At 72.4% G+C, this 23,709-nt stretch carries 21 protein-coding genes; 12 read left to right on the top strand and 9 right to left on the bottom strand.

The genetic code is table 11. The features are described from left to right. Positions 1-4 precede the first annotated feature (4 nt). Together OUQ99_RS04575 and OUQ99_RS04570 are read right to left on the bottom strand one after the other, a co-directional pair. Positions 5-1,867 carry a serine/threonine protein kinase gene (locus tag OUQ99_RS04575; protein ID WP_267948176.1) on the bottom strand — a complete coding sequence of 621 codons (1,863 nt, stop codon included), beginning with the start codon at positions 1,865-1,867 and terminating at the stop codon, positions 5-7. Between the two features lie 23 nt (positions 1,868-1,890). Continuing rightward, the gene (locus OUQ99_RS04570; protein ID WP_267948175.1) at positions 1,891-3,651 is read right to left on the bottom strand and encodes a serine/threonine-protein kinase; all 1,761 of its coding nucleotides are present in this window, start codon (positions 3,649-3,651) and stop codon (positions 1,891-1,893) included. Positions 3,652-3,978: 327 nt separating this feature from the next. Between OUQ99_RS04570 and OUQ99_RS04565 the strand changes: the two genes are divergently transcribed. The 7 genes from OUQ99_RS04565 to OUQ99_RS04535 all read left to right on the top strand — a co-directional run bounded on the left by OUQ99_RS04565 (position 3,979) and on the right by OUQ99_RS04535 (position 8,345). Beyond that, a complete protein-coding gene (locus tag OUQ99_RS04565; RefSeq protein ID WP_267948174.1) occupies positions 3,979-4,365 on the top strand; it encodes a DUF3054 domain-containing protein in 387 nt (128 codons plus the stop codon). A 115-nt stretch (positions 4,366-4,480) separates the two neighbouring features. Next, positions 4,481-5,212, top strand: coding sequence for a TrmH family RNA methyltransferase (locus OUQ99_RS04560; RefSeq protein ID WP_267948173.1), 732 nt, complete (start codon positions 4,481-4,483; stop codon positions 5,210-5,212). Positions 5,213-5,267: 55 nt separating this feature from the next. Beyond that, positions 5,268-5,903 carry a GNAT family N-acetyltransferase gene (locus tag OUQ99_RS04555; RefSeq protein WP_267948172.1) on the top strand — a complete coding sequence of 212 codons (636 nt, stop codon included), beginning with the start codon at positions 5,268-5,270 and terminating at the stop codon, positions 5,901-5,903. Positions 5,904-6,043: 140 nt separating this feature from the next. Continuing rightward, positions 6,044-6,688: a GNAT family N-acetyltransferase gene (locus OUQ99_RS04550; protein WP_267948171.1), complete on the top strand. Its 645-nt coding sequence runs from the start codon at positions 6,044-6,046 to the stop codon at positions 6,686-6,688. Between the two features lie 51 nt (positions 6,689-6,739). Continuing rightward, the gene (locus OUQ99_RS04545) at positions 6,740-7,723 is read left to right on the top strand and encodes a hypothetical protein (RefSeq protein WP_267948170.1); all 984 of its coding nucleotides are present in this window, start codon (positions 6,740-6,742) and stop codon (positions 7,721-7,723) included. Between the two features lie 38 nt (positions 7,724-7,761). Continuing rightward, positions 7,762-7,962: an Arc family DNA-binding protein gene (locus OUQ99_RS04540; RefSeq protein WP_267948169.1), complete on the top strand. Its 201-nt coding sequence runs from the start codon at positions 7,762-7,764 to the stop codon at positions 7,960-7,962. Further along, entirely contained in the window at positions 7,959-8,345 is a 387-nt protein-coding gene (locus OUQ99_RS04535) for a type II toxin-antitoxin system death-on-curing family toxin (RefSeq protein ID WP_267948168.1), read from the top strand. Before OUQ99_RS04540 ends, OUQ99_RS04535 begins: the two co-directional genes overlap by 4 nt. Before the next feature lie 86 nt (positions 8,346-8,431). On the opposite strand, the gene OUQ99_RS04530 is transcribed toward OUQ99_RS04535, so the two are convergent. Genes OUQ99_RS04530 through OUQ99_RS04520 form a run of 3 tightly spaced genes read right to left on the bottom strand, consistent with a single transcriptional unit; the run spans position 8,432 to position 11,772 of the window. After that, on the bottom strand, positions 8,432-9,178 hold the full coding sequence (locus tag OUQ99_RS04530) for a succinate dehydrogenase/fumarate reductase iron-sulfur subunit (protein WP_267948167.1): 747 nt from the start codon (positions 9,176-9,178) through the stop codon (positions 8,432-8,434). Next, positions 9,175-11,121 (bottom strand): fumarate reductase/succinate dehydrogenase flavoprotein subunit, encoded by a 1,947-nt coding sequence (locus tag OUQ99_RS04525; RefSeq protein WP_267948166.1) that lies wholly within the window; start codon positions 11,119-11,121, stop codon positions 9,175-9,177. Before OUQ99_RS04525 ends, OUQ99_RS04530 begins: the two co-directional genes overlap by 4 nt. Beyond that, on the bottom strand, positions 11,122-11,772 hold the full coding sequence (locus tag OUQ99_RS04520) for a succinate dehydrogenase cytochrome b subunit (protein ID WP_267950250.1): 651 nt from the start codon (positions 11,770-11,772) through the stop codon (positions 11,122-11,124). A 131-nt stretch (positions 11,773-11,903) separates the two neighbouring features. On the opposite strand from OUQ99_RS04520, the gene OUQ99_RS04515 reads away from it, so the two are divergent. The 4 genes from OUQ99_RS04515 to OUQ99_RS04500 all read left to right on the top strand — a co-directional run bounded on the left by OUQ99_RS04515 (position 11,904) and on the right by OUQ99_RS04500 (position 16,863). Further along, on the top strand, positions 11,904-12,899 hold the full coding sequence (locus tag OUQ99_RS04515) for a LysR family transcriptional regulator (RefSeq protein ID WP_267948165.1): 996 nt from the start codon (positions 11,904-11,906) through the stop codon (positions 12,897-12,899). Positions 12,900-13,235: 336 nt separating this feature from the next. Further along, positions 13,236-14,048, top strand: coding sequence for a hypothetical protein (locus OUQ99_RS04510; RefSeq protein WP_267948164.1), 813 nt, complete (start codon positions 13,236-13,238; stop codon positions 14,046-14,048). 38 nt (positions 14,049-14,086) lie between these two features. Beyond that, positions 14,087-16,063 (top strand): fumarate reductase/succinate dehydrogenase flavoprotein subunit, encoded by a 1,977-nt coding sequence (locus tag OUQ99_RS04505; protein ID WP_267948163.1) that lies wholly within the window; start codon positions 14,087-14,089, stop codon positions 16,061-16,063. Continuing rightward, entirely contained in the window at positions 16,060-16,863 is an 804-nt protein-coding gene (locus OUQ99_RS04500) for a succinate dehydrogenase/fumarate reductase iron-sulfur subunit (protein ID WP_267948162.1), read from the top strand. The genes OUQ99_RS04505 and OUQ99_RS04500 overlap by 4 nt, the downstream gene beginning before the upstream one ends. Positions 16,864-17,006: 143 nt before the next feature. On the opposite strand, the gene OUQ99_RS04495 is transcribed toward OUQ99_RS04500, so the two are convergent. From OUQ99_RS04495 to OUQ99_RS04485, 3 genes are all read right to left on the bottom strand, one after another. Further along, positions 17,007-17,651: an MBL fold metallo-hydrolase gene (locus OUQ99_RS04495; protein ID WP_267948161.1), complete on the bottom strand. Its 645-nt coding sequence runs from the start codon at positions 17,649-17,651 to the stop codon at positions 17,007-17,009. Between the two features lie 137 nt (positions 17,652-17,788). Next, positions 17,789-18,778, bottom strand: a complete 990-nt coding sequence (locus OUQ99_RS04490; protein WP_267948160.1) for an adenylate/guanylate cyclase domain-containing protein — start codon at positions 18,776-18,778, stop codon at positions 17,789-17,791. A gap of 470 nt (positions 18,779-19,248) precedes the next feature. Continuing rightward, on the bottom strand, positions 19,249-20,109 hold the full coding sequence (locus OUQ99_RS04485; RefSeq protein WP_267948159.1) for a biotin--[acetyl-CoA-carboxylase] ligase: 861 nt from the start codon (positions 20,107-20,109) through the stop codon (positions 19,249-19,251). Between the two features lie 129 nt (positions 20,110-20,238). On the opposite strand from OUQ99_RS04485, the gene OUQ99_RS04480 reads away from it, so the two are divergent. Next, a complete protein-coding gene (locus tag OUQ99_RS04480) occupies positions 20,239-20,841 on the top strand; it encodes a Uma2 family endonuclease (protein ID WP_267948158.1) in 603 nt (200 codons plus the stop codon). Between the two features lie 87 nt (positions 20,842-20,928). Here OUQ99_RS04480 and OUQ99_RS04475 read toward each other — a convergent pair whose 3' ends face one another. Next, positions 20,929-23,490, bottom strand: coding sequence for a phosphoenolpyruvate carboxylase (locus OUQ99_RS04475; RefSeq protein ID WP_267950249.1), 2,562 nt, complete (start codon positions 23,488-23,490; stop codon positions 20,929-20,931). Positions 23,491-23,709: the final 219 nt, after the last annotated feature.

Below are 23,709 nucleotides of genomic sequence, written 5' to 3'. Positions count from 1 at the left end.
GGCGTCAGTACTGGGGCTCCACCGCCTCCGCCTGGGACCCGGCGATCTCGTCCTCGCCGGGGACCCTGATCTCCACCGGCTCGTTGAACGAGACATACGTGACCGTGGTCGTCGTGGGCACCGGGTCCCACCCCGGGTCCTCCCACTCGTAGTACTTCTGGAAGACCAGCGGGTACCCGTCCCCGTCCAGCCAGACCTCGAAGGTGTGGTCGTGCTCCCCGTAGCTCGTGTCGTCGTACGTGTCCACGAGCTCCCTGGTGTAGGACCCGCTGTAGTGGTGTCCCGTCCGACCGACCAGCCCGCTCAGGTCCGCCACGTCCTCCGTGGTGTCGTCCTCGCCGACCGGGAGCGCGCGCTCGCCCAGGTACTCCACATCGGCGCCGGACTCCGCGATCCACGCGAGGTCCTCCACCAGCGCACCCCGGTCGGGGTCGATCCCGAGGCCCTCGCCGCCCCGGAAGTAGCCCCGGTCCGGGAAGCCCTGGGTCTCCGTGTCGTAGAGGGTGTACCGGTGGACGGTGTCGTCCGGCCCCTCTCCGACCACCAGGAGCTCGTTGAGGGCCGGGCCTCCCCAGGAGGTGCGCTGGTACAGGGGCCGGGGGTCCTCCGTGTACCTGAACCGCGTGGGGTATCCGCCCGGCTGGTTCGTGACCGTGCTCGAGTACGCGTCGAAGCTGGACGCCCCCAGCGCCAGGTCGACGGCCCTGGCGACGCTCCCCGGGCCGTCCTCCACGGAGATCCCCGTGTCGGCGGTCGGGGCGGAGCCCTCCTGGCCGGGAGGCGTCCCGCCCGCCGTCCCGCCGTCGTCCCGGGCATCGGGGCGCGCGAACATCCACACCGCCAGGAGCGCCGGGACCAGCAGTGCCGCCCCGACCGCGGTGAGCGCCCTCCCCGTGCGGAAGCGCCGTACCCGACGCGTCCCGGGCGCGTCCACGCCCCTCCACTCGGTGGCGATCAGGTCGGGCACGACCAGGGTCGGCAGTTCCCGTCCGGCCGGTCGGACCCTGGTGGCGCTCCACCCCCCGGTGAGCTCGGCGAGCGCCTGTGCCGCGGTCGGACGCCGGCCCGGGTCCTTGTCCATCGCCCGCCGCACGAGGTCCAGCAGTTCGGGCGCGACCCCGTCCAGGTCGGGCTCCTCCTTGCGGGTGCGGTGGATCAGGGCCTCCTGGTTCCCGGTCCCGAACGGGTTCCGGCCGGTGGCGGCGAAGGCGACCATCCCGCCCCAGGCGAACATGTCGGAGCGCTCCGAGGCGTCCTCGCCCGCGTACTGCTCGGGGGCGATCCACCCCGGTGTGCCGACCAGGCCGCCGGTCCGGGTCAGCGCGGTCGCGTCGACCGCCCGCGCGATGCCGAAGTCCAGCACCTTGGGCCCGTCCGGCGACAGGATCACGTTGCCCGGCTTCAGGTCCCGGTGCACCACGCCCGCCGCGTGGATCGCCGCGAGCGCCTCCGCCAGCCCCACCGTGAGCGCCAGCAGGAGGCCGCCGTCCAACGCCCCCCGCTCCCGCACGTGCTGCCGCAGCGTGCGCCCCGGCACGTACTCCGTGGCCATCCACGGGGTCGGCGACCGGACGTCCGCGCCGTAGAAGGCCGCCGTGCACGTCGCCCGCACCCGGGACACGAGGTCCACCTCGCGGGCGAACCGGGCGAGGAACACCGGATCGACCGCGAACTGCGGGTGGATCACCTTGACGGCCGCGCAGCCCCCGGCCGGGTCGACGCCCGCGTAGACGGCGCCCATGCCCCCCGTGCCGACGCGTCCGACGACGCGGTAGGAACCGATGGTCTCCGGATCCCCCTTGGCGGGCGGATCGACGCCGTGGGGGAGGCGGTTCCGGTCGAACGCGGGGGGTTGGGCAGCGGTCACCCCGTGTCCTCCGCCTCCGTGCTTCATCCGAGGTCCTCCGCTTCTCCCGTGAAGGCGCAGCTGTGCGCGGCGGCGTCGTCCGGGGGCTCGTGCGCGGCGAGCGTGACGGACTCGGGCAGCCCGGGCACCTCGGGCGTCACCGCCTCGTAGCAGACCCCGCCCGGCTGCCCCCAGGAGACCGGGTCCCCGTCGTCCACGGCCCCGTCCGGCAGGTAGTAGACGACCCCCCTCCGGTCGCCGCCGAGGAAGGTCACCGTGAACTCGGCCTCGGGGTCCTCGGGGGAGACCTCCGCGAGCACGCCCGCGGTGCTCGGAAACGCCAGTTCCGGCCCCTCCCCGACCGCCCCGGCCTCCTCGGTGTGCACGAAGTCCTTGTTGTCGATCCGCAGGCTGCCGAACGCGGGGAGGTACTCGACGCCGACCGTGAACTCGAACCCGGCCGTCTCCGAGCCGACGTACCGGGCATCGGTGAAGGTGACGCGCAGCTGGTCCAGCCCCTCCCCCGGCTCGCCCGGCGCGGGCTCCAGCCTCCGGACGACCCCCGGGCCCGCGTGGGGCGCCACCGTCATCCGCCCGTTCTCGTACAGGTCGCGGTACTCCTCCGGCAGGTCCTCGGCGCCGGCGGCCGCACCGGACCCGGCGGTCCGGACGCCCTCCCCGCCGCCGGTGGGGGGCTCCCCCTCCGGTCCCCCGGAGGACGCCAGGACGCCGGCCCCCGCACCGGCCAGGAGGACGAGGACGGTCGCGGCCGCGCCGATCACCGCCGGGCGGCGCCCGCGCAACGGCCAGGGCCGGGCGGGAGGGGCGTGGCGGCTCCACTCGTCGATCCCGGGCTCCGGTGCCCGGACCCCGGTCCACGCCCGGCGCGCGGCGTCCGCGGCGTCGGACCGGCCGCGCGCCCCGCCCGGCGTCCGCTCCGGGGCGGGCAGGAGCGCCACGGCCTCCCGGGCCGCCCCGGCCGCCCCCGGCCGGCGCGCGGGATCCTTGTCGAGGGCGCGTGCCAGGAGCTCCCGGAGCCCGGCGGGGACACCGCCGAGCTCCGGGGGGTCGTGGAGGATCCGGGAGGCCGTGGTGTCCGTCCCCCCGGCTCCGAAGGGGTGGCGGCCGGTGGCGGCGAAGGCGACGAGCGCGCCCCAGGCGAACATGTCGGAGCGGTCGGTGGCGTCCTCGCCCGCGTACTGCTCGGGGGCGATCCAGCCGGGGGTGCCGACCAGGCCGCCGGTCCGGGTCAGCGCGGTCTCCTCGGCCGCCCGCGCGATGCCGAAGTCCAGCACCTTGGGCCCGTCGGAGGACAGGATGACGTTGCCCGGCTTGAGGTCCCGGTGCACCACGCCCACCGCGTGGATCGCCGCGAGTGCCTCCGCGAGATCCGCCGCGAACACCGTGAGGGTGGGCCCGGTGAGCGGGCCGCAGCGCCCGACGTGCTCGTGGAGGACGGGGCCCGCGACGTACTCGGTGGCCAGCCAGGGCACCTCCGCGCCGGTGTCGGTGCCCAGGAAGCGCGGCACTCCGGCGGACCTGACCCGGCGGACCAGCGCGACCTCGCGGGCGAACCGGGCACGGAACTCGGCGTCGGCCGCGAAGGGCCGGTGGACGCGCTTGACCGCGGCGGGGCGGTCGTGGTCGTCCAGTGCGGCGTACACCGTGCCCATGCCGCCCGAGCCGATCCGGCCGACCACGCGGTAGGGGCCCACCCGGCGGGGTTCGCCGGCGGTGAGGGGGTGCACCCCGGCGGGGAGGCCGGGGGGCGGCGCGGGGTCCGCGGGGAGCGGTGAAGGGGGCATTCCACGGCCGATCTGTGACTCGGTGGGGGTGTGTCCGGGACGGTCCGGGGTCGGCCCCGGGGCCGTCCCCTCCTATGTCGATGCCCCGTGGGCCGGGCGGGTTCGCCCTTCTCCGCCCGCCCGGCGCACGGGCCGGCTCCGCGGGCGCCGCGGCCCCGCCCGGCGGGCCGGGGGCGGGTCCCGATCGTACTGACCGGAAGGGTTGGCGGCCCCCTCCCGGTGCTCTTGCCCCTGGGGCGAGGTTCGGCTCCGGGTACGGGACCACCCAGGTCAGGGGCCCTCACACCCCACCGGCAACGGTTCCGGCCGGCCCGTTAGCCTGGTGGCATGCGTTCGTATGCGGCGCCGCTCGCCTTCGCGGCCGACCTGGTCTGTGTGCTCGTCTTCGTCGTGATCGGCAGGGTCGACCACGAGTCCGGGACCGCCCTCGCGGGGATCTGGGGCACGGCCTGGCCGTTCCTGGCCGGAACGGTCCTGGGGTGGGCGGTCACCCTGGGCTGGAGGGCCCCCGACCGGATCTGGCCGGTCGGCCTGTTCGTGTGGGCCGTGACGGTGGCGGGCGGGATGGTGCTGCGCCTGCTGACCGGCGAGGGCGCGCCGTTCAGCTTCGTCGTCGTCACGTCCCTGTTCCTGGCCGCGGCCATGCTCGGCTGGCGCGCGGCGGCCCTCCTCGTCGCACGGAGCCGGCAGAGCGGCCCGCGGAGCGGCGGCTGAGGGCCTGATCCGGCCACAGACCCGGTGATCGCCCCGAGAGCGGCCGGCGGAGCGGCGGCCGAGGGGACGGCGGCGCCCCGCCGAGGAGGCGCCGGGGGTTCGTAAGCTGGAACGGATGAACGAGCATCCCGCACCCCAGGCCACCCTCCCCTCCTCGGTCGCGTCCGACGCGCCCGACGGCAACGGCGAGGACGAGGCACGCGAGGTCGGTGTGGGCCCCTGGTCCGGACCGTGGCCCGAGGGCGACCACTACGACCCCGACCTCCTGGCCGGGGGCGACCGCCGCAACGTCGTGGACCGCTACCGGTACTGGCGGCGCGAGGCGATCGTCGCGGACCTCGACACCGTCCGCCACCCCTTCCACGTCGCCGTGGAGAACTGGTCGCACGACTTCAACATCGGCTCGGTCGTACGCACCGCCAACGCGTTCGGGTGCGCGGCGGTCCACATCGTCGGCCGCCGCAGGTGGAACAAGCGGGGGGCGATGGTCACCGACCGCTACCAGCACGTCCACCACCACCCCGACACGGACGCCCTGGTGGCGTGGGCCGAGGAGCGCGGGCTCCCCCTGATCGGGATCGACAACCTGCCGGGCGCCGTGCCGCTGGAGACCTACCCGCTGCCGAGGGACGCCGTCCTGGTGTTCGGGCAGGAGGGTCCGGGGCTGTCCGAGGAGGTGCGGAAGGTGTGCCGGGCGGTGCTGTCGATCGCCCAGTTCGGTTCGACGCGGTCGATCAACGCCGGCGCGGCGGCCGCGATCGCGATGCACGCCTGGGTGCGGGCCCACGTCTTCGACCAGCCGGTGTCCGGACAGGCCTGCGCCACACCCGCCGAGGCGCTGCCGTGATGGTTCCGTGATCTACCATGTGCGTGAGGCCGCCCCCTACCAGAGAGCAGTGCGCATGAGCCCGACCGTCACCTCCGCAGCCCGCCCCGCCACCATGGACGACGTCGCCGGCATCGCCCGGGTCCTGAGCAGATCCGCCCACGAGGACCCGTTCTTCCGCTGGCTGTTCCCCGACGACGAACTCCGCATCGCCAAGACGCGGCGCTTCTTCGCCCTGACCGCCGGGTTCGGCTACGTCCCCGCCGGCGGCACCCGGGTCGCCGAGACCCGGGACGACCCGGAGTCCGCGCCGGTGGTGCGGGGCGCGGCCCTGTGGGCGCCGCCCGAGGCCAACCCCGAGGGGCAGCTGGTCTCGCTGCGCACCTGGCCCCACTGGGGCCCGCTGATCGGCCGGGCGCGCCTCACCGCGTTCGTGCGGGTGTTCGCGGAGTGGAAGCTGGCCGCTCCCCAGGAACCCCACCTGTACCTGGCCACCCTGGGCGTGGATCCCGTGGTGTCCGGCACCGGTGTGGCGGGCGGCCTCCTCTCCGACGGCCTGGACCGGGCGGACTCCGAGGGGATCCCCGTGTTCACCCAGACCCTCGACGACAAGACCGTCGGCTTCTACGAGCGGTTCGGCTTCCGCGTGTCCCGCGAGGTGGAGAGTCAGGACGCGGGCACCCACTACTACCTGATCCGCGACCCCTCCTGAGCCTCCGCGGGGCCGGAGGGGACCGTGCGCGGGGCCCGCGGGGCGGTCGGGGACTTCCTCGGAAAACGCCGCACCCGGAATGTTCGCGGGATCTACCATGAGCGTTGACCGGAGTCCCGTGAGAGGGAAGAGGCACCCCCGTGAGCCCCACGGCAGCCGCGGCGCGGACCCTTCGCACCGCGAACATGAACGACGTCCCCGCCGTGACCCGGCTCCTGGGGCGCGCCTTCCACGAGGACCCGTTCTTCCGCTGGTTCTTCCCGACCGAGGAGCGGCGCATGGCGCGGACCGCACGGGCCTGCGCGCTCCTGGCCGGGTTCGGCTACGTCCCGAGCGGCTACACCACGGTGGCCGAGTGCCGCGAGGACTCCGTGCGCGGCCCGGTGGTGCGGGGCGCGGCCCTGTGGGCGCCGCCCGGCGCGGCCCCCGAGGGGTTCGCGGTGACGCTGCGGTCGCTGCCGCACTGGTCCCGGCTGGTCGGCCTCTCCCGGATCCCCGAGATCGCGCGGTACACGGGTGAACTGCGCGCGGACGTCCCCGAGGAGCCGCACTGGTACCTGGCCCTGCTGGGCGCCGACCCCGGGGCCCGCGGGACGGGCGTGGGCTCGCAGCTGCTGCGCGCCGGCCTGGCGAGGGCCGACGCGGACGGCGTCCCCGTCCACCTGGACACGACGAACCCCGCGAACCTCGGCTACTACGAGCGGTACGGATTCCAGGTGGTGCGGGTGCTCAGCGACCCGCGGGCCCCCTCGGCGTACTGCATGGTCCGCCCACCCGCGGCCTGACGGGGGCGCCGGCGCCCCCTCTCCTCCCTCCGGGGCTGACAGGATGGCCGGGTGAACATCAGAGGCGTCTCGTACCACACCGACCACCTTCCGGCCGGTCTGGCCGAGCGCGACATGCGCACCGTCCGGGAGGACCTGCGCTGCACGGCCGTGATGCTGATCGGCGACGACGTCGGACAGCTGGAATCGGCGGCCGGGGCCGCCCTGGCCGCCGGCCTCGACGTGTGGGTGCGCCCCCGGCACGACGGCCGCACGCCCGCCGAACTGGTCGCCCACCTCGCCGCCGTGGCGGACATGGCCGAGGGGCTGCGCGCCGCCCGGCCGGGCCGGGTCACCCTGATGGTCGGCACCGAGTTCTCGCTGACCGTCCGCGGGCTGCTCCCCGGCCCCGGCGAGTTCTCCCGGCTCCAGATCATCAGGCGCCCCCGACTGCTCAGGCTGTTCTCCCGCCGCGTGAACCGCAGGCTCCACACCCTGCTCGCGACCACCGCCGCGGTGGCGCGCGAGCGCTTCCACGGCCCCCTCACCTACGGCGCCGCGGGGTGGGAGCGGGTGGACTGGTCGGTGTTCGACGTCGCCGGGACGAACCTGTACCGGGCGGGCACCGACGACGCCGCCTACGCGGAGGTCCTCGACGCCCGCGTGCACGAGGCCGGGCGCCCGTTCGTCGTCACCGAGTTCGGGTGCGGCGCGTACGAGGGCGCCGGCCTCCGGGGCGCGGGCTCGTTCTTCGCCGTGAACTGGTTCGCCGACCCGCCGCGCCTGCGCCGGGGCACGGTGCGCGACGAGGGCGTCCAGGCGCGCTACCTCACCGAACTGCTCGACCTGTACGAGGACCGGGGCGTGGAGGGGGCCTTCGTGTTCACCTTCGCCATGCCCGGGTTCCCGCACAGCGAGGACCCGGAGTACGACCTGGACATGGCGGGGTTCGGCCTCGTGCGGGCCCCCGCCGACGACCCGGCGGCATGGACGCCGAAGGAGGCCTTCCACGCGGTGGCACGCCACCACCGCGCCCAGGAGTCCGGGGCCCGGTAGTACCGCTCGTCGGTACCACTCCTGGGTACCGTGTTCGTATGAACATGAATCTGCGCCTCCCGGAGGACGTGCACGCCCGCATCAAGGAGGCGGCCGAGGAGGACGGCACCAGTGTGAACTCCGAGGTCGTGCTCGCCGTGAGGGAGTACCTCGCGCGCCGCCAGACCGAGAGGGTGCGCCGGTACGCCCTGGACATCGCCCAGGAGGACGCCGAACTCCTGGCGAGGCTGGCCGAGTGACGCACTACCTCACGAGGGCCGACGTCACCGTGATCATCCAGGCGGTCCTGCCCGCCACCGCGGCCATGAGGGACGTCGGCCTGCTCCAGGCCGCCCTGCTGCGTCCGCAGACGACCGTGTTCGGGGAAGACGCGTACCCGGCCCTGTGGCAGAAGGCCGCCGCCCTCATGCAGTCGGTGCTCATCGGGCACCCGCTGTCCGACGGCAACAAGAGGCTCGCCTGGACCAGTGCCAGGGCGTTCCTCCGGCTCAACGGAGAGGGCTTCGGCCCGGTCGACCAGGATGCGTCCTACGACCTGGTGATCGCCGTCACCACGGGAGAGCTGGTGGACGTTCCGGAGATCGCGGAGCGGCTGAGGAAGCTCCTGGTCCCCCGGCGGTGACCCGTGCACGGGAACGGGGCCGCACCCCCGGGAGGGGTGCGGCCCCGTGGGACCGGACCGGGGTGTGCCCCCGGCAGGGGTCGTGCCTAGCCGATGCCCTTGCTGAGCGAGCCCAGCAGGTCGCGGTTGAGCTGCGAGATGGTGTCCAGCGGGATGCCCTTCGGGCAGACCGCGGCGCACTCACCGATGTTGGTGCAGCCGCCGAAGTCCTCCTCGTCCTGCTGGTTGATCATCTTCACCACGCGCGACGCCCGCTCCGGCTGCCCCTGCGGGAGCATGCCGAGGTGGGTGACCTTCGCCGCGGTGAACAGCATGCTGGACGCGTTCGGGCACGCCGCCACGCAGGCGCCGCAGCCGATGCAGGTCGCGGCGTCGAAGGCGCGGTCCGCGTCCGGCTTCGGGATCGGGTTGGCGTGGGCGTCCGGCGCGGTACCCGTCGGGGCGCTGATGAAGCCGCCCGCCTGGATGATGCGGTCGAACGCGCCCCGGTCGACGACCAGGTCCTTCACGACCGGGAACGCCGTGGCCCGCCACGGCTCGACCGTGATGGTGTCGCCGTCCTTGAAGCTGCGCATGTGCAGCTGGCAGGTGGTGGTGCGCTCGGGACCGTGGGCCTCGCCGTCGATCACGACGCCGCAGGCGCCGCAGATGCCCTCGCGGCAGTCGTGGTCGAACGCGACCGGGTCCTCGTTCTCCAGCGTGAGCTTCTCGTTGAGGACGTCGAGCATCTCCAGGAAGGACATGTCCGGCGAGACGTCGGTGAGCTTGTAGGTGACCATGCGACCCTCGTCGTCACGGCCCTTCTGTCGCCACACGCGCAGGGTGATGTTCACTTGTAGCTCCGCTGCTTCATCTCGACGTACTCGTACTCCAGGTTTTCCTTGTGGAGTACGGGCTTGCTGTCCACGCCACCGAACTCCCAGGCCGCGACGTAGGCGAACTCGTCGTCGTGACGCAGGGCCTCCCCGTCCTCGGTCTGGCTCTCGGCGCGGAAGTGGCCGCCGCAGGACTCGCGCCGGTGCAGGGCGTCGATGCACATGAGCTCGCCCAGCTCCAGGAAGTCCGCCACGCGGTTGGCCTTCTCCAGAGCCTGGTTGAACTCCTCGTTGGTGCCGAGCACCTTGACGTCGCGCCAGAACTCGGCGCGCAGCTCGCGGATGAGCTCGATGGCCTTGCGCAGGCCCTCCTCGTTGCGCTCCATGCCGCAGTAGTCCCACATGATGTGGCCGAGCTCCTTGTGGAAGGAGTCGACGGTGCGGGAGCCGTTGACGGAGAGCAGCTTGTCGATCCGCGCGGTGACGTCCGCCTTGGCCGCCACGGCCTCGGGGTGGGTCTCGTCGATCGGCTCGAAGGGGCCGGCCGCGAGGTAGTCGTTGATGGTGTTCGGCAGGACGAAGTAGCCGTCCGCCAGCCCCTGCATCAGCGCGCTCGCGCCCAGGCGGTTCGCGCCGTGGTCGGAGAAGTTGGCCTCACCCGTCACGAACAGGCCCGGGATGGTGCTCTGGAGGTCGTAGTCGACCCACAGCCCGCCCATGGTGTAGTGGACGGCCGGGTAGATGCGCATCGGGACCTCGTACGGGTTCTCCCCGGTGATGCGCTGGTACATGTCGAAGAGGTTGCCGTACTTGGCCTCGACCGCGTCGCGGCCCAGTCGCTCGATGGCGTCCGCGAAGTCCAGGTACACGCCCAGCCCGCCGGGGCCGACGCCGCGGCCCTCGTCGCAGACGTTCTTGGCGGCGCGCGAGGCGATGTCGCGGGGCACCAGGTTGCCGAAGGCCGGGTAGATGCGCTCCAGGTAGTAGTCGCGCTCGTCCTCGGGGATCTGGCGCGGGTCCCGGTCGTCACCGCCCACCTTGGGCACCCAGATGCGGCCGTCGTTGCGCAGCGACTCGCTCATCAGGGTCAGCTTGGACTGGTAGTCGCCGCTGACCGGGATGCAGGTCGGGTGGATCTGCGTGTAGCAGGGGTTCGCGAAGTGCGCACCCTTGCGGTGGGCCCGCCACGCGGCGGTGACGTTGGAGCCCATGGCGTTGGTCGACAGGAAGAAGACGTTGCCGTAGCCGCCGGTGGCCAGGACCACCGCGTCGGCGAAGTGCGTCTCGATCTCGCCGGTGACCATGTCGCGGGCGATGATGCCGCGCGCCTTGCCGTCCACGACGATGACTTCCAGCATCTCGTGGCGGGTGTTCATCTTGACGGTGCCGGCCGCGATCTGGCGCTCCTGGGCCTGGTAGGCGCCGATGAGGAGCTGCTGGCCCGTCTGGCCGCGCGCGTAGAAGGTACGGGACACCTGCACGCCGCCGAAGGAGCGGTTGTCCAGGAGGCCGCCGTACTCGCGGGCGAAGGGAACGCCCTGGGCCACGCACTGGTCGATGATCTCGACGCTGGTCTGGGCCAGGCGGTAGACGTTCGACTCGCGGGAGCGGAAGTCACCGCCCTTGACGGTGTCGTAGAACAGCCGGTAGATGCTGTCGCCGTCGTTGCGGTAGTTCTTCGCGGCGTTGATGCCGCCCTGCGCGGCGATGGAGTGCGCGCGCCGGGGGCTGTCCTGGTAGCAGAACGAGGTGACCTTGTAGCCCGCCTCGCCCAGGGTCGCCGCCGCGGAGGCGCCGGCGAGGCCGGTGCCGACGATGATCACGGAGAGCTTGCGCCGGTTCGCGGGGTTGACCAGCTTGGCGCCGAAGCGGCGCTTGTCCCAGCGCTCGTTGATCGGGCCTTCGGGGGCCTTCTCGTCCCGGATCGGGGCGCCCTCGATGTACAGGTCGTTCTCAGACAATTAACTCACCAGTCCAAAGGTGACCGCCAGGGGCGGGAGCAGGAAGCCGACGGTCACGACCACGGCGATCGCCATGGCGACCGTGTTGATCTTGCCCTGGCGGCTGGCCTTGTTGAAGCCGAGCGTGGCCATCCCGCTCCACACACCGTGACGCAGGTGGAAACCGACCGCGATCACGGAGGCGAGGTAGAACAGCGTCACGTACCAGAACTCGGGCTGGAATCCGCCCACGAGCCGCTCGTACGGGCTGTCCGACTTGCCGCCGGGAGCGATGACGTTCACCGTCAGGTGCAGGATGTGGAAGATCACGAAGAGCGCGATGAGGATGCCGCCGTAGCGCATGGTGTACGAGGCGTAGGTGCGCTGCACCCGCTTCTTCACCTGGTAGCGGTCGGTGCGGGCCTTGCGCGCGCGCAGCGTGAGGACCACCGCGGAGTAGATGTGGATGAGGACGCTCGCCAGCAGAACGATGCGCGCGATCCACAGGAAGCCGCTCTCGGGCAGGAGCGGATAGCCGAGCTCACGGAGGCCGTGCGCGTAGCCGTCGAAGGCCTCCTGGCCCGAGAAGACTTTCAGGTTGCCGTACATGTGCGCGATCAGGTACAGCACAAGGATCACGCCGGTGACCGCCATCGCGGACTTGAGCGCCACCGTGGACCTGTAGGCCGTAGATCGCTTCTTGGTCAAGGTACTGTTCGCCACAGCCTGCCACTTTAATTTCGGGTTAACTCGGACGTCCAAGTCATCGGGACCCTGGTCTCCATAGCCTTAGGCTATGGAGCATGCAGTTCCAGCAGCTGGCTTACTTCGTCGCCGTGGCCCGCACCCGCCATTTCACCCGCGCAGCCGAGCTTTCACGCGTCGCCCAGCCGAGCTTGAGCAAACAGATCCGCAGCCTTGAGCGGGAGTTGGGCGCGCCGTTATTCAGTCGTGCCCGGGGAAACATCACACTCACCCCGGCGGGCGAGGCGCTGCTCCCGCTGGCCCAGCGCATGCTCACCGACCTGGAGACGGCCCGTCGGGAGGTGGCCGAACTGGCCGGGGTGCGTCGCGGGCGGGTGCGCCTCGGGGCGACCCCCTCGCTGTGCGCGGGACTGCTGGCCGATGTTCTCGCCCACTTCCATACCCGCTTCCCCGGGATCGAACTCCAGGTGGAGGAGAGCGGTTCGCGCGACCTCATCCGGGACCTGGGACGGGGGGAGCTGGACCTGGCGCTGATCATCCTCCCCCTCCAGAGCAGCGACCCCGACTTCTCGACCACGCCGATCCTGAGGGAGAACCTGGTCGTGGTGAGCCCGATGTCGCAGCCCTCCCCCAACGGAAGGGCGTCGATCCGGATCACCGAGCTCCGGGAGCGGGCGCTGGTGATGTTCCGGCGCGGGTACGACGTGCGCGAGGCCACGCTGCGCGCCTGCCGGGCCGCCGGCTTCGAGCCCGACCTGGCGGTGGAGGGCGGGGAGATGGACGCCGTGCTGCGCTTCGTGGAGGCGGGGCTGGGTCTGGCCGTCGTGCCGAGCATGGTGCTCAAGAACCGGCCGGGCCTGCGCGGGACGCCGCTGGCCCGGCCCCGCCTGCTCCGGACCGTGGCCCTGGCGCGGCGCAAGGACGTGGAGCCCTCGCACTCGGCGGACGCCTTCCGCCGACACCTCAACGAGTACCTGCTGGGGATGTCGAAGGAGGACCTGGGCCCGGATCTGGAGGTGCTGATCTCGGACGCGAGCGCGGGCGGACCCGAGGAAGACAGGTTCTCCGGTAGGAATACGGGAGAAATGCCCTGAGCCACCCGAAAACCCCAGAGGGCAATCCCACCCCCTATCGCCACACTTTTGTCAAAAACAACGAACATGACACTCGGGATGTTCGTCTGCTTTTAATGACGAAAGGCCACAAATGAATGACTAAAAGTGGCCTATTTCACACTCGCCTCCCAGGGGTTTCTCCACAGCCGGGACGTGACCGTGATCACAACGTCCTAACGTTGCGTTGCAGACCGGTCCTACAGCTTCTCCCGTAGCCGTGCAGCACTCACGGAGAGCGGTCACCGCCCGGGCCCGGGGTCCCGCACCCCGGTCGGCGCCCGGCCGGCGCCCTCTCCACAGGAGGTGGAGACCTCGGTGACCCCCGACGACAGCGCGCGCACCGGAGCCGTCCGGGCGCGCATCCCCCGACGAACCCTGCGGACCGACCGATGGTGGCTCGGTCCGGTCCTCACGACCGCCGGCCTGGCCGCCTTCGTGGTCTACGCCACCTTCCGGGTGTTCCAGCAGGACCACTACTGGGTGGCGGAGCACCACTACCTGACCCCGTTCTACTCGCCGTGCCTGGCACAGCAGTGCGCGCCCGAGGCCGCGCTGTTCGGACGGCTCCCCGTCGAGTTCCCCCCGCTCGTCCCCTACGCCCTGCTCAGCCTGCCCTTCCTGCTGCTGTTCCGGGTGACCTGCTACTACTACCGCAAGGCCTACTACCGCTCGATCTGGCAGGCGCCCACCGCGTGCGCCGTACGCGAGCCGCACAGCCGGTACACCGGTGAGACCCGGCCGCTGATGCTCCCCCAGAACGGCCACCGCTACTTCTTCTACGTCGCCCTCGCCATCACCCTGGTCAACACGTGGGACACCGCGGTCGCCTTCTTCCACGGGACCGACGGCGGCTTCGGCATCGGCCTCGGCAACCTCGTCATGGTCGTCAACGTGCTGATGCTCTGGGGCTACACGCTCAGCTGCCACTCCTGCCGCCACATCATGGGCGGGCGCCTGCGCAGCTTCGGCAGGCACCCCGTCCGCTACTGGATGTGGAGCCGCGTCTCGACCCTCAACGACCGGCACATGTACTTCGGCTGGTTCAGCATCGCGTCCCTGATGGCCACCGACGCCTACGTCGCCCTGATGGCCAGCGGCACCATCACCGACCTGCGGATCCTCAACTGAGCCCCGGGGAGGGCCGTCCCCTGGAAAGGCACACCCACATGCCCCCCACAGCAGACACCGGCATCACCCGGTACACCTACGACGTCGTGGTGATCGGTGCGGGCGGAGCCGGGCTCCGCGCGGCGATCGCCGCCCGCGAGCAGGGCAAGCGCACCGCGGTCATCTCCAAGTCGCTGTTCGGCAAGGCCCACACGGTGATGGCCGAGGGCGGGGCCGCCGCCGCGCTGGGCAACGCCAACCCCTCCGACGCGTGGCCCGTACACTTCCGCGACACCATCCGCGGCGGCAAGTTCCTCAACGACCCGAGGATGGCCGAACTACACGCCCGCGAGGCCCCGGAGCGCATCCTCGAACTGGAGCACTGGGGCGCGCTGTTCGACCGCACCGCGGACGGGAGGATCAGCCAGCGCAACTTCGGCGGCCACGAGTACCCGCGGCTGGCGCACGTGGGCGACCGCACCGGGCTGGAGATGATCCGGACCCTCCAGCAGCGGATCGTCGCCCTCCAGCAGGCCGACGCCGCCGAGCTGGGCGACCCCGAGGCCCGGCTGCGGGTGTTCGCCGAGACCGCGGTCACCGAGCTCGTCACCGACGGCGGGAGGATCGCGGGCGCGTTCGGCTACCGGCGCGCGGACGGCGGGTTCGTGGTCTTCGAGGCCCCCGCGGTCGTCCTCGCCACCGGCGGCATCGGCAAGGCGTTCCGGACCACGTCGAACTCCTGGGAGTACACCGGGGACGGGCACGCCCTGGCCCTGCGGGCGGGGGCCTCGCTCATCAACATGGAGTTCGTCCAGTTCCACCCCACCGGCATGGTCTGGCCGCCCTCGGTCAAGGGCATCCTCGTCACGGAGTCGGTGCGCGGCGACGGCGGCGTGCTGCGCAACTCCGAGGGCAGGCGCTTCATGTTCGACTACGTGCCGGACGTGTTCCGCTCCCAGTACGCCGAGACGGAGTCGGAGGCGGACGGCTGGTACGACGACCCGGCGAACCACCGCAGGCCCCCCGAGCTTCTGCCCCGCGACGAGGTGGCGCGGGCCATCAACAACGAGGTCAAGGAGGGGCGCGGCTCCCCGCACGGCGGCGTGTTCCTCGACGTGTCCACGCGGCTCCCTGCCGAGGAGATCCGCAGGCGCCTGCCGTCCATGCACCACCAGTTCAAGGAGCTGGCGGACGTGGACATCACCGCCGAGCCCATGGAGGTGGGCCCCACCTGCCACTACGTGATGGGCGGGGTGCGGGTGGACGCCGACACCGCCGCCTCCGACGTGCCGGGGCTGTACGCCGCCGGCGAGGTCGCGGGGGGCATGCACGGCTCCAACCGGCTCGGCGGCAACTCCCTGTCGGACCTGCTGGTGTTCGGCCGCCGCGCCGGCCTGGCCGCCGCCGCGTACGCGGACGGTCCGGGCCGCGGGGCGGTCGCGGGGGAGGCCGTGGACCGAGTCGCCGCCGCGTCGGCCCGGTACGCGCTGGAGTTCCTCAAGCAGGGCGGCGGCGAGAACCCCTACACGCTCCACGCCGAACTCCAGGACACCATGAACGACCTGGTGGGGATCATCCGGCGCGGACCGGAGATGGCGGAGGCCATCGCCCGGCTGGACTCCCTGGGGGAGCGGTCGTCCGTGCTCAGCGCCCCCGGCGACCGCGTCTACAACCCGGGATGGCACCTGGCGCTCGCCCTTCCCAACATGATCCTGGTGTCGCGGGCGATCACCGCGGCCGCCCTGGAGCGCGAGGAGTCGCGCGGCGGGCACACACGGGACGACTTCCCGGCCATGTCCGCGGAGTGGCGGCGGGTGAACCTGGAGGTGCGGGCGGACCGGGCCGACCGGGTGACCCTGGCCCGGCGCCCGGTCGCGGACATCCCGGCCGCGCTCCTCGCCCTCTTCGAGCGCGAGGAGCTGTCCAAGTACCTGACGGAGGAGGAGCTGCCCGGGCAGGACGGGGCGGACGCGGCGGGTGGAGCGCACCCGGCGGACGAGACGGCGGGCGGCGCCGCCGAGGAGGACGGGTCATGAGCGAGCGCGTGTTCAGGGTGTGGCGGGGTTCCGGCGAGGGCGGGCTCGCCGAGTACCGGGTCGAGGTCAACGAGGGCGAGGTGGTGCTGGACGTGCTGCACCGGCTCCAGGCCACGCAGACCCCGGACCTCGCGGTCCGGTGGAACTGCAAGGCGGGCAAGTGCGGTTCGTGCTCGGTGGAGATCAACGGGCGGCCGAGGCTCTCGTGCATGACCCGGATGAGTGTCTTCGACGAGGACGAGGTGGTGACGGTGACGCCGATGCGCACCTTCCCCGTGATCCGGGACCTGGTGTGCGACGTGTCGTACAACTACCGGAAGGCGATGGAGATCCCGTCGTTCGCACCGGACCCGAAGGCGGAGCCGGGCGACTTCCGCATGGCGCAGGTCGACGTGGAGCGCTCACAGGAGTTCCGCAAGTGCATCGAGTGCTTCCTGTGCAACAACGTGTGCCACGTGATCCGGGACCACGAGGAGAACAAGGAGCACTTCTCGGGGCCGCGCTTCCTGATGCGCGTGGCCGAGCTGGAGATGCACCCCGAGGACACGGCCGACCGGCGCGCGATCGCACAGGACGAGTTCGGCCTGGGCTACTGCAACATCACCAAGTGCTGCACGGAGGTGTGCCCGGAGGGCATCCACATCACCGACAACGCGCTGATCCCGATGAAGGAGCGGGTCGCGGACCGCAAGTACGACCCCCTGGTGTGGCTGGGCTCGAAGATCGGGGTCCGCCCGAAGGACACCCCGATCGTCCCGAACGTGCGTCCTACGGCTGACCGGACCCGGACGGACGGCTGACCCGAACGGCGTGCGGGCGGCCGGACGCGCGCCCGTGGTCATCGGCGCCCCCGGGGACGTCCCCCGGGGGCACCGCACGGCCCGGGGCCGGCAGGGGAAGGGCCCGGCCGGTCGGCGCGGCGGCAGCTGGTCCGACGAGCGGGTCAGAACCCCCGGGCGGCCCAGGCGTCCAGGTGCTCGGCGGCCTCGGCGACGGTCGTGGTCTCCCCGTGGCCGGGGTGGACGACGGTCTCCCCCGGCAGGGGCGCCAGGCGGTCGCGGATGGAGGCGATGATCGTCGGGAAGTCCGAGAACGGCTGCCCGGTGGCCCCCGGCCCGCCCGGGAAGAGCGTGTCCCCGGTGAAGACCGCGCCCAGTTCGGGCGCGTACAGGCACACCCCTCCGGGGGTGTGGCCCGGGGTGTGCAGGATCTGGAGCTCCACACCTCCGACCAGCAGCGCCTCTCCGTCCAGCAGCGGCGCGTCCGGTTCGCGGTGGGGGTGGACGTGGTGCCAGAGCTCCGCGTCGTCGGGGTGCAGCAGGATCGGGCAGTTCGCCAGGTCGGCGAGCGCGACGGCGGCGTTGACGTGGTCGCTGTGCCCGTGGGTGGACACGATGGCCATCAGTTCGCGGTCGCCGAGGCCGCGCGCGATCGCCTGGTGGTCGTGCGCGGCGTCGATGACGATCGCGCTGTCCTCGTCGCCGACGATCCACACGTTGTTCTCGACATCGAACTCGCCGCCCTCCAGGCTGAAAATGCCCGAGGTGCGCAGGCGTTGGATGGGAGGAGGCACGCTCACAGGGCTCATCACCTGACGTCTTGTGGGCCGGTACGGCGGTTCCGAGCCTATCCCTCCCGCACCCTCCGCACACGCCTGTTCGGTAAGAGGGGAGTGAGAGTCGGAGCGCCCCCGGGGCCGGGAGCGGCGCGCACCGGCCGGGCGGGTCAGAGTCCGGTGGGCTCGAAGTTGCGGCGCAGCGCGTACGGCTGGATGAGGCCGAGCCCGTGCGCGTGACGCGCCCTCACCCTGACCACCTGGAGCCCGTCCTCGTCGGTGAGGCTCTCGGCGAGGCTCTCGTCGATGAGGACGGTGCCGGGGCGGGCGAAGGAGGTCAGTCTGCTGGAGCGGTTGACGGTCGTGCCGAACACGTCGCCGTGCAGGGTCAGGACCGGCCCCGCGGCCAGGCCGACCCGCACGTCGGGCACCTCCACGTGGGTCTTGACGCCGGAGGCGAGGCGCAGGGCGATGTCGGCGGCCTCGGCCGGTGAGTCGGCCACGTAGAGCACCTCGTCGCCGAGGGTCTTGACGACGCGGCCCCCGCCGGAGGCGACGATGTCGGCCGCGGTGGCCTCGAAGCCCTCCACCACCCCGGCCAGCTCCACCTCGTCCAGCTCGCGGCTGAGCGTGGTGAAGGAGACCAGGTCCGCGAAGCCGACGACCAGCGGGTAGTAGTTGGGCACCCCGTCGGTGCCGTTGGACATCACCGCGAGGGTGCGTGCCGTGGAGGCGGAGAGCTGGCGGCGCCAGATGTGCAGCAGGAGGCGCTCGACGTCCGGCAGCAGCTCCTTGACCTGGTTCATCAGGGGGGTCGCGGAGTCCACGCCCTCCTTGTAGATGAGCGTGCTCAGGATGCTGGTCTGCCAGTCCGCGAGGCGGGCCATGGTCTGGCCCATCGCGCGGGCGAAGCGGACCACGCCCTCCTCGTCCAGGATGCCCTCCTGGAGCAGGCTGTTGGCGATCCGCAGCGACTCCACGTCGCTCTCCGCGAAGGTGACCGTCTCCTCGCCCTGGTTGGGGAACCCGAGGGCGCGCCATATGCGGCCGGCGAGTTCGGGGTCGGCACCGGCGAGCTCGATCGCCTGTTCCCTGGTGTAGACAGGTTCGCCGCCCAGGAGGGCGGCCTCGATCGCTTTCGGGTCCGGACGCGACGGCATACGTTCTCTTTCACGGCTCATCCCCGGATGCCGGGGAGCAATCGCCTCGTCACCGTGCCGGGACGCGGCGCGGATCACCTCCAGCTTACGCCCGTGCCCCCTCCTCGGAAGGGGCGGGCGCGTACCGGAGGCGCATGGTCACCTCTGCGGCACCGCCGACGGCTCCGGTCTCCGGGCGGCGTCGGCCTGTCTGCGGGCCCTGGACCGGGGCCGCCCGGGTCTCGGCGCCCGGCGCAGGCCCCTTCCCCCCTGTTCGGAGGCCGCCTGTACGGACAACGTCCCGTACCGCGGGATGCGTTCCCGGAGGGAGGTGTCGAGCTCCTCGTCGTCAGAGGGGCAGCGGTCCGCGATAGCCATAACGGTGATGATGGCACAAGGCGGTCGGCCGCGGGAGTGAGCGGAAGTCCTCTTGTGGACAACCCCGCCCGACGCTCCGCCGCCCCGTCGGCCGGCCCGGCGGAGCGGGCCGGTCAGCCGCCCGGGCGCACGTGGACGACGTCGCCCGCGCTGAGCGCGCGCTCGCCGTCCGGCCCACGGACCAGCAGCCGCGCCTCGGAGTCCACACCCGTCGCGGTCCCCTCCAGCACCCGGCCGCCGGGCAGGTGGACCCGGACCGGGCGCCCCAGGGTGGCACACGTGTCCCGGTAGGCGGAGGCCAGGCCGCTGGCCTCGGCGTCGCCCCCGGCCGCCGTCCACACCGTGTACAGCTCCTCGAACTCCCCCAGGACGGCGGCGAGGAGCGCGCCGCGGTCCAGGGCCGCGGAGCCCTCGCCGCGCAGGGAGACGGCGTTGTCGACGGGCAGCTCGGAGCGCGACTGGGACACGTTGAGGCCGATGCCGACGACCACGGCGGGGCTCCCGGAGGAGAAGTCGACCTCGGCGAGGATGCCCGCGAGCTTGCCGTCCGACCGCGCCGCACCGGACCGCAGCCCGGCGGGGACGATCACGTCGTTGGGCCACTTCAGGGACGCCTTCACCCCGGACAGGCGGCGCACCGCGCCGACCCCGGCCACGCCCATGAGCGGGGAGAGCCAGCTGAGGGAGGAGACGGGCGCGTCGGGGCGCACCAGGAGCGACACGGTGAGGGCCGCCCTCGGGGGGACGCTGAAACCGCGGCCGAGCCGGCCCTTGCCCGCGGTCTGGTGCTCGGTCACCAGCACGCTCCCGTGCGGGGCGCCGGCCGCGGCGCGCGCGGCCAGGTCGGTGTTGGTGGACCCGGTCTCGGGCAGCACCTCGATCCGCCGCCACAGGCCGCCCGGCCGGACGAGGACGGCGTCGAGTGCCGCCGTGTCGAGCGGCGGTCGCGGGAAGGGGTCGGGTTCGCTGGTCATACGCCCATTACAGCAGCGCCGAAACCCGTTCCGGAAACCGGTGTGGGAAAGAAGCCCGCCGGTTAGTCTGAGAACAGCACATCGGTGACCGTGCCTCGCTACGTTCAGCTACCGGAGGTGACGCGGCAGATGAGTATCGCGGCGGTGGAACCCGAAGCACTGCTCTCCTGGCAGTTCATGCTGCGCACCTGGGAAGAACTGGACGTGCCCGAGGGATGTCGGGCCGAGATCATCGAAGGCGCGCTTGTCCTCGTGACACCCCCGAAGCCCGAACACAGCCAGATCGTATGGCAGGTCGGCAAAGCCCTCACCCGCGAGATCCTGCGCGACGGCAGTTCGATCGCGGAGGCAGAGGTCCACCAGACCGTCGATGTACGTGTGCCCTTCCGGAGCGGCCTGTACATCCCCGACCTTCTGGTCATCCCGCATTCCGTGATGGAGTACGACCCCGAGAACCTGGTCTCCGACGCCCTGCTGGTGGTCGAGGTGACCTCCAGGAGCACCGCCGACCGGGACCGCAAACCCAAGCTCTGGGGTTGCGCCCACGCCGGCATACCCCTGTACCTGCTCGTGGACCGCTGGGACCCGGAGACGGACAGGGGCGAGGTCACCCTCTTCTCCGGACCGGAGAACGGTGTGTACACCGGCGCGACCAAGGTGCCGTTCGGCAAGGAGATCCACCTCCCCGCGCCGTTCGACCTGACGCTGGACACCGGCGGCTTCCCCGCCTGACGCACCGCGCCCGGCCCCGTGACGACCGCGGCGCCCCGCACCCCTCACGGGTGCGGGGCGCCGCCGCGGTCGCGGGGGCCGTGGCGGTCAGCCGGTGTTCTGGAGTCCGGCGGCGACGCCGTTCACGGAGAGCAGGAGCAGCCGCTCCAGGTGCTGCTGGTCCTGCTCGGAGAGCGAGTCCGCCTCCTCGCCCCGCAGCGCCTCCAGGGCGCGCAGCTGGAGGTGGGACAGCGCGTCCACGTACGGGTTGCGCAGGTCGACGGCCCGCGAGAGCACCGCCCGGTTCTCCAGCAGGCGGCTGTGGCCGGTCACCCGCAGGACCAGCTCGCGGGTGAGGTCGTACTCGTCCAGCACCCTCGCGGTCAGCTCCGGCCGGCCGCCCAGCGCCAGGTAGCGCTCGGCGATGGTGCGGTCGGTCTTGGCCAGGCTCATCTCCGCGTTGTCGAGCAGGGACGCGAACATCGGCCACTCGCGGTACGCGGCCCGGAGGGCGGACACGTCCTCGACGGCGGCCAGCCCCGACCCCAGCCCGTACCAGCCGGGCAGGTTGACCCGGGTCTGGGTCCAGGCGAACACCCACGGGATCGCGCGCAGGTCGCCGAGGCCGCGTGCCGCCCCGCGGCGCGCGGGGCGCGAGCCCAGCCGCAGCTCCCCGAGCTCCTCCAGGGGGCTGACCCGGGAGAACCACAGCGCGAAGTCCTCGGTGTTGATCAGCTCCAGGTAGGTCTCCTGGGCCGCTCCGGCGATGGCGTCGGCGACCCCCCGGAACCTGGCCTCGGCGGAGCGCTCCCGCTCCTGCACCGCGTCGGTGGAGGCCATGAGCACCGCGTGGCCGACCTGCTCGATGTGGCGGCGGGCGATGGCGGGCTGCCCGTAGCGGGCGAAGATGACCTCGCCCTGCTCGGTGACCTTGAACCGGCCGCCGACCGACCCGGGCGCCTGGGCGAGCAGGGCGCGGCTGGCGGGCCCGCCGCCGCGTCCGAGCGACCCGCCGCGGCCGTGGAAGAGGGTGAGCCGCACGTCGTGCCGCTCCGCCCACGCGGCCAGCCGGGCCTGGGCGTCGTACAGCCGCAGGGTGGCGCTGACCGGGCCGACGTCCTTGGCGGAGTCGCTGTAGCCGAGCATGACCTCGACGCGGCGGCCGGTCTGTTCGAGCCTCCGCCGGATCTGGGGCACCTCCAGCATGCCGTCGAGCACGTCGGGCGAGGCGTCCAGGTCGGCGCCGGTCTCGAACAGGGGGATGACGTCGAGGACGGGCATCCGCTCGGGCGGCAGGGCGTGGGAGGCCAGCTCGTGGACGGCGGCGACGTCCTCCGCGGTGCGGGTGAAGCTGACGATGTAGCGGCGGCACGCCTCCACGCCGAAGCGCTCCTGGATCCAGGCGATGACCCGGATGGTCGCCAGTACCTCCTCGGTGCGCTCCGAGGGGGCCTTCCCCGCCCTGAGCTCCTCCAGTGCGGCGGCGTGCACCTCGCTGTGCTGGCGGATCTCCAGCTCCGCGAGGTGGAAGCCGAAGGTCTCCGCCTGCCAGACGAGGTGCTGGAGCTCACCGTAGGCCTGGCGGACGGCGCCCGCGTCGACCAGCGAGTCCTGCACGGTGCGCAGGTCGTCGAGGAAGGCGTCGGCGTCGGGGTAGGCGAGGTCGGCGTCGCGTTCGCGGGTGGCGCGCAGCCGGGCGGCGGCCAGCAGCAGGAGCTGGCGGTGCGGCTCGTTGGGCGAGCGCTCGCCGATCCCGGCCATCAGGGCGGGGTGGCCGGCCCGGGCCGCGGAGAGGGCGTCGAGCAGCGCCGGGCTGGCCGGGGTGAGGTTGGAGTAGGCGGTGAGGGTGCGGGCGACCCTGTCCGCGGCGCCCTCCAGCCCGCGCAGCACGTGCTCGGACTGGATGAGCACGGCCTCGCGGGTCACGTCGTGGGTGACGTAGGGGTTGCCGTCCCGGTCGCCGCCGATCCAGCTGCCGTAGCGGACGAAGGGCGTGGCGCGCGGGGGCCGGACGCCGGTGCCGTCGGGGTCGATGGCGGCGTCCAGGCTCCGGTAGACCTGCGGGATGACGGAGAAGATGGTCTCGTCGAACGCCGCGAGGGCGGTGCGCACCTCGTCGAGCGGGTCGAGCCGGGTGTAGCGCAGCTGGGAGGTGCGCCAGAGGAGGTCGATCTCCTCCAGCAGGCGCCGGTGCGCCTCGGCGGCGGCGCTGCTCCCCTCGTGGGAGGCGTGCCAGGCGTCGAGGTCCTCGCTGATCCGCTGGATGGAGGTGGAGACGGCGCGGCGCCGGGCCTCCGTGGGGTGGGCCGTGAGCACGGGATGGAACTCCATGCCGGCCACGAGCTCGTTGAGGCGCTCCTCCCCGCCGTCGGCCTCCCGGATGGCGCGCACGGCGGCGGCCAGGGACTCGCGGGGAGGGTTGGCGGCGTCGTCGCGCTCGCGCAGGGCCCGCATCCGCTGGTGCTCCTCGGCGAGGTTGGCCAGGTGGAAGTACACCGTGAAGGCCCTGGCCACCTGCTTGGCGCGTTCGAGGGGCCAGGCGGCGACGATCGCGGTGATCTCCTCGCCTGTGACGGAACCGTCACGGGCGCCGATCACGGCGTGTCGGAGCTTCTCGACATCGGCGAGCAGTTCCTCGCCGCCGCTTTCGGCGAGGACCGTTCCGAGCATCTCTCCGAGGAGTTTGACGTCATTCCTGAGCTGCTCGGGAACTTCCTGCCGGGCACTGTCGCGTTCTGCGCTTACCGCTGTCATGGGCCCGACACTACAGAGATCGGGCCGGACGACAGGTGCGCGGGGGCGCATTTCCGACGCACTTTGCCCGGGCGTTAAGCATTGTTGCGCAAGGGAAAGGGGCGCACATTTCATCACGTCGTTTCCGCGCCGCCG

The organism is Streptomonospora nanhaiensis (genome assembly GCF_026642255.1).
GTDB lineage: Bacteria > Actinomycetota > Actinomycetes > Streptosporangiales > Streptosporangiaceae > Nocardiopsis > Nocardiopsis tropica.
Note: the sequence above shows the minus strand (reverse complement) of the source record. Positions and strands in the feature narration are given on the sequence as shown.

Bases quoted from the DNA above. Each gene is read 5' to 3' on its own strand.
- OUQ99_RS04570 (WP_267948175.1), bottom strand. From the start codon at position 3,651: ATGCCCCCTTCACCGCTCCCCGCGGACCCCGCGCCGCCCCCCGGCCTC.
- OUQ99_RS04565 (WP_267948174.1), top strand. From the start codon at position 3,979: ATGCGTTCGTATGCGGCGCCGCTCGCCTTCGCGGCCGACCTGGTCTGT.
- OUQ99_RS04560 (WP_267948173.1), top strand. From the start codon at position 4,481: ATGAACGAGCATCCCGCACCCCAGGCCACCCTCCCCTCCTCGGTCGCG.
- OUQ99_RS04555 (WP_267948172.1), top strand. From the start codon at position 5,268: ATGAGCCCGACCGTCACCTCCGCAGCCCGCCCCGCCACCATGGACGAC.
- OUQ99_RS04540 (WP_267948169.1), top strand. From the start codon at position 7,762: ATGAACATGAATCTGCGCCTCCCGGAGGACGTGCACGCCCGCATCAAG.
- OUQ99_RS04515 (WP_267948165.1), top strand. From the start codon at position 11,904: ATGCAGTTCCAGCAGCTGGCTTACTTCGTCGCCGTGGCCCGCACCCGC.
- OUQ99_RS04505 (WP_267948163.1), top strand. From the start codon at position 14,087: ATGCCCCCCACAGCAGACACCGGCATCACCCGGTACACCTACGACGTC.
- OUQ99_RS04500 (WP_267948162.1), top strand. From the start codon at position 16,060: ATGAGCGAGCGCGTGTTCAGGGTGTGGCGGGGTTCCGGCGAGGGCGGG.
- OUQ99_RS04495 (WP_267948161.1), bottom strand. From the start codon at position 17,651: ATGAGCCCTGTGAGCGTGCCTCCTCCCATCCAACGCCTGCGCACCTCG.
- OUQ99_RS04490 (WP_267948160.1), bottom strand. From the start codon at position 18,778: ATGCCGTCGCGTCCGGACCCGAAAGCGATCGAGGCCGCCCTCCTGGGC.
- OUQ99_RS04485 (WP_267948159.1), bottom strand. From the start codon at position 20,109: ATGACCAGCGAACCCGACCCCTTCCCGCGACCGCCGCTCGACACGGCG.
- OUQ99_RS04480 (WP_267948158.1), top strand. From the start codon at position 20,239: ATGAGTATCGCGGCGGTGGAACCCGAAGCACTGCTCTCCTGGCAGTTC.
- OUQ99_RS04475 (WP_267950249.1), bottom strand. From the start codon at position 23,490: ATGCTCGGAACGGTCCTCGCCGAAAGCGGCGGCGAGGAACTGCTCGCC.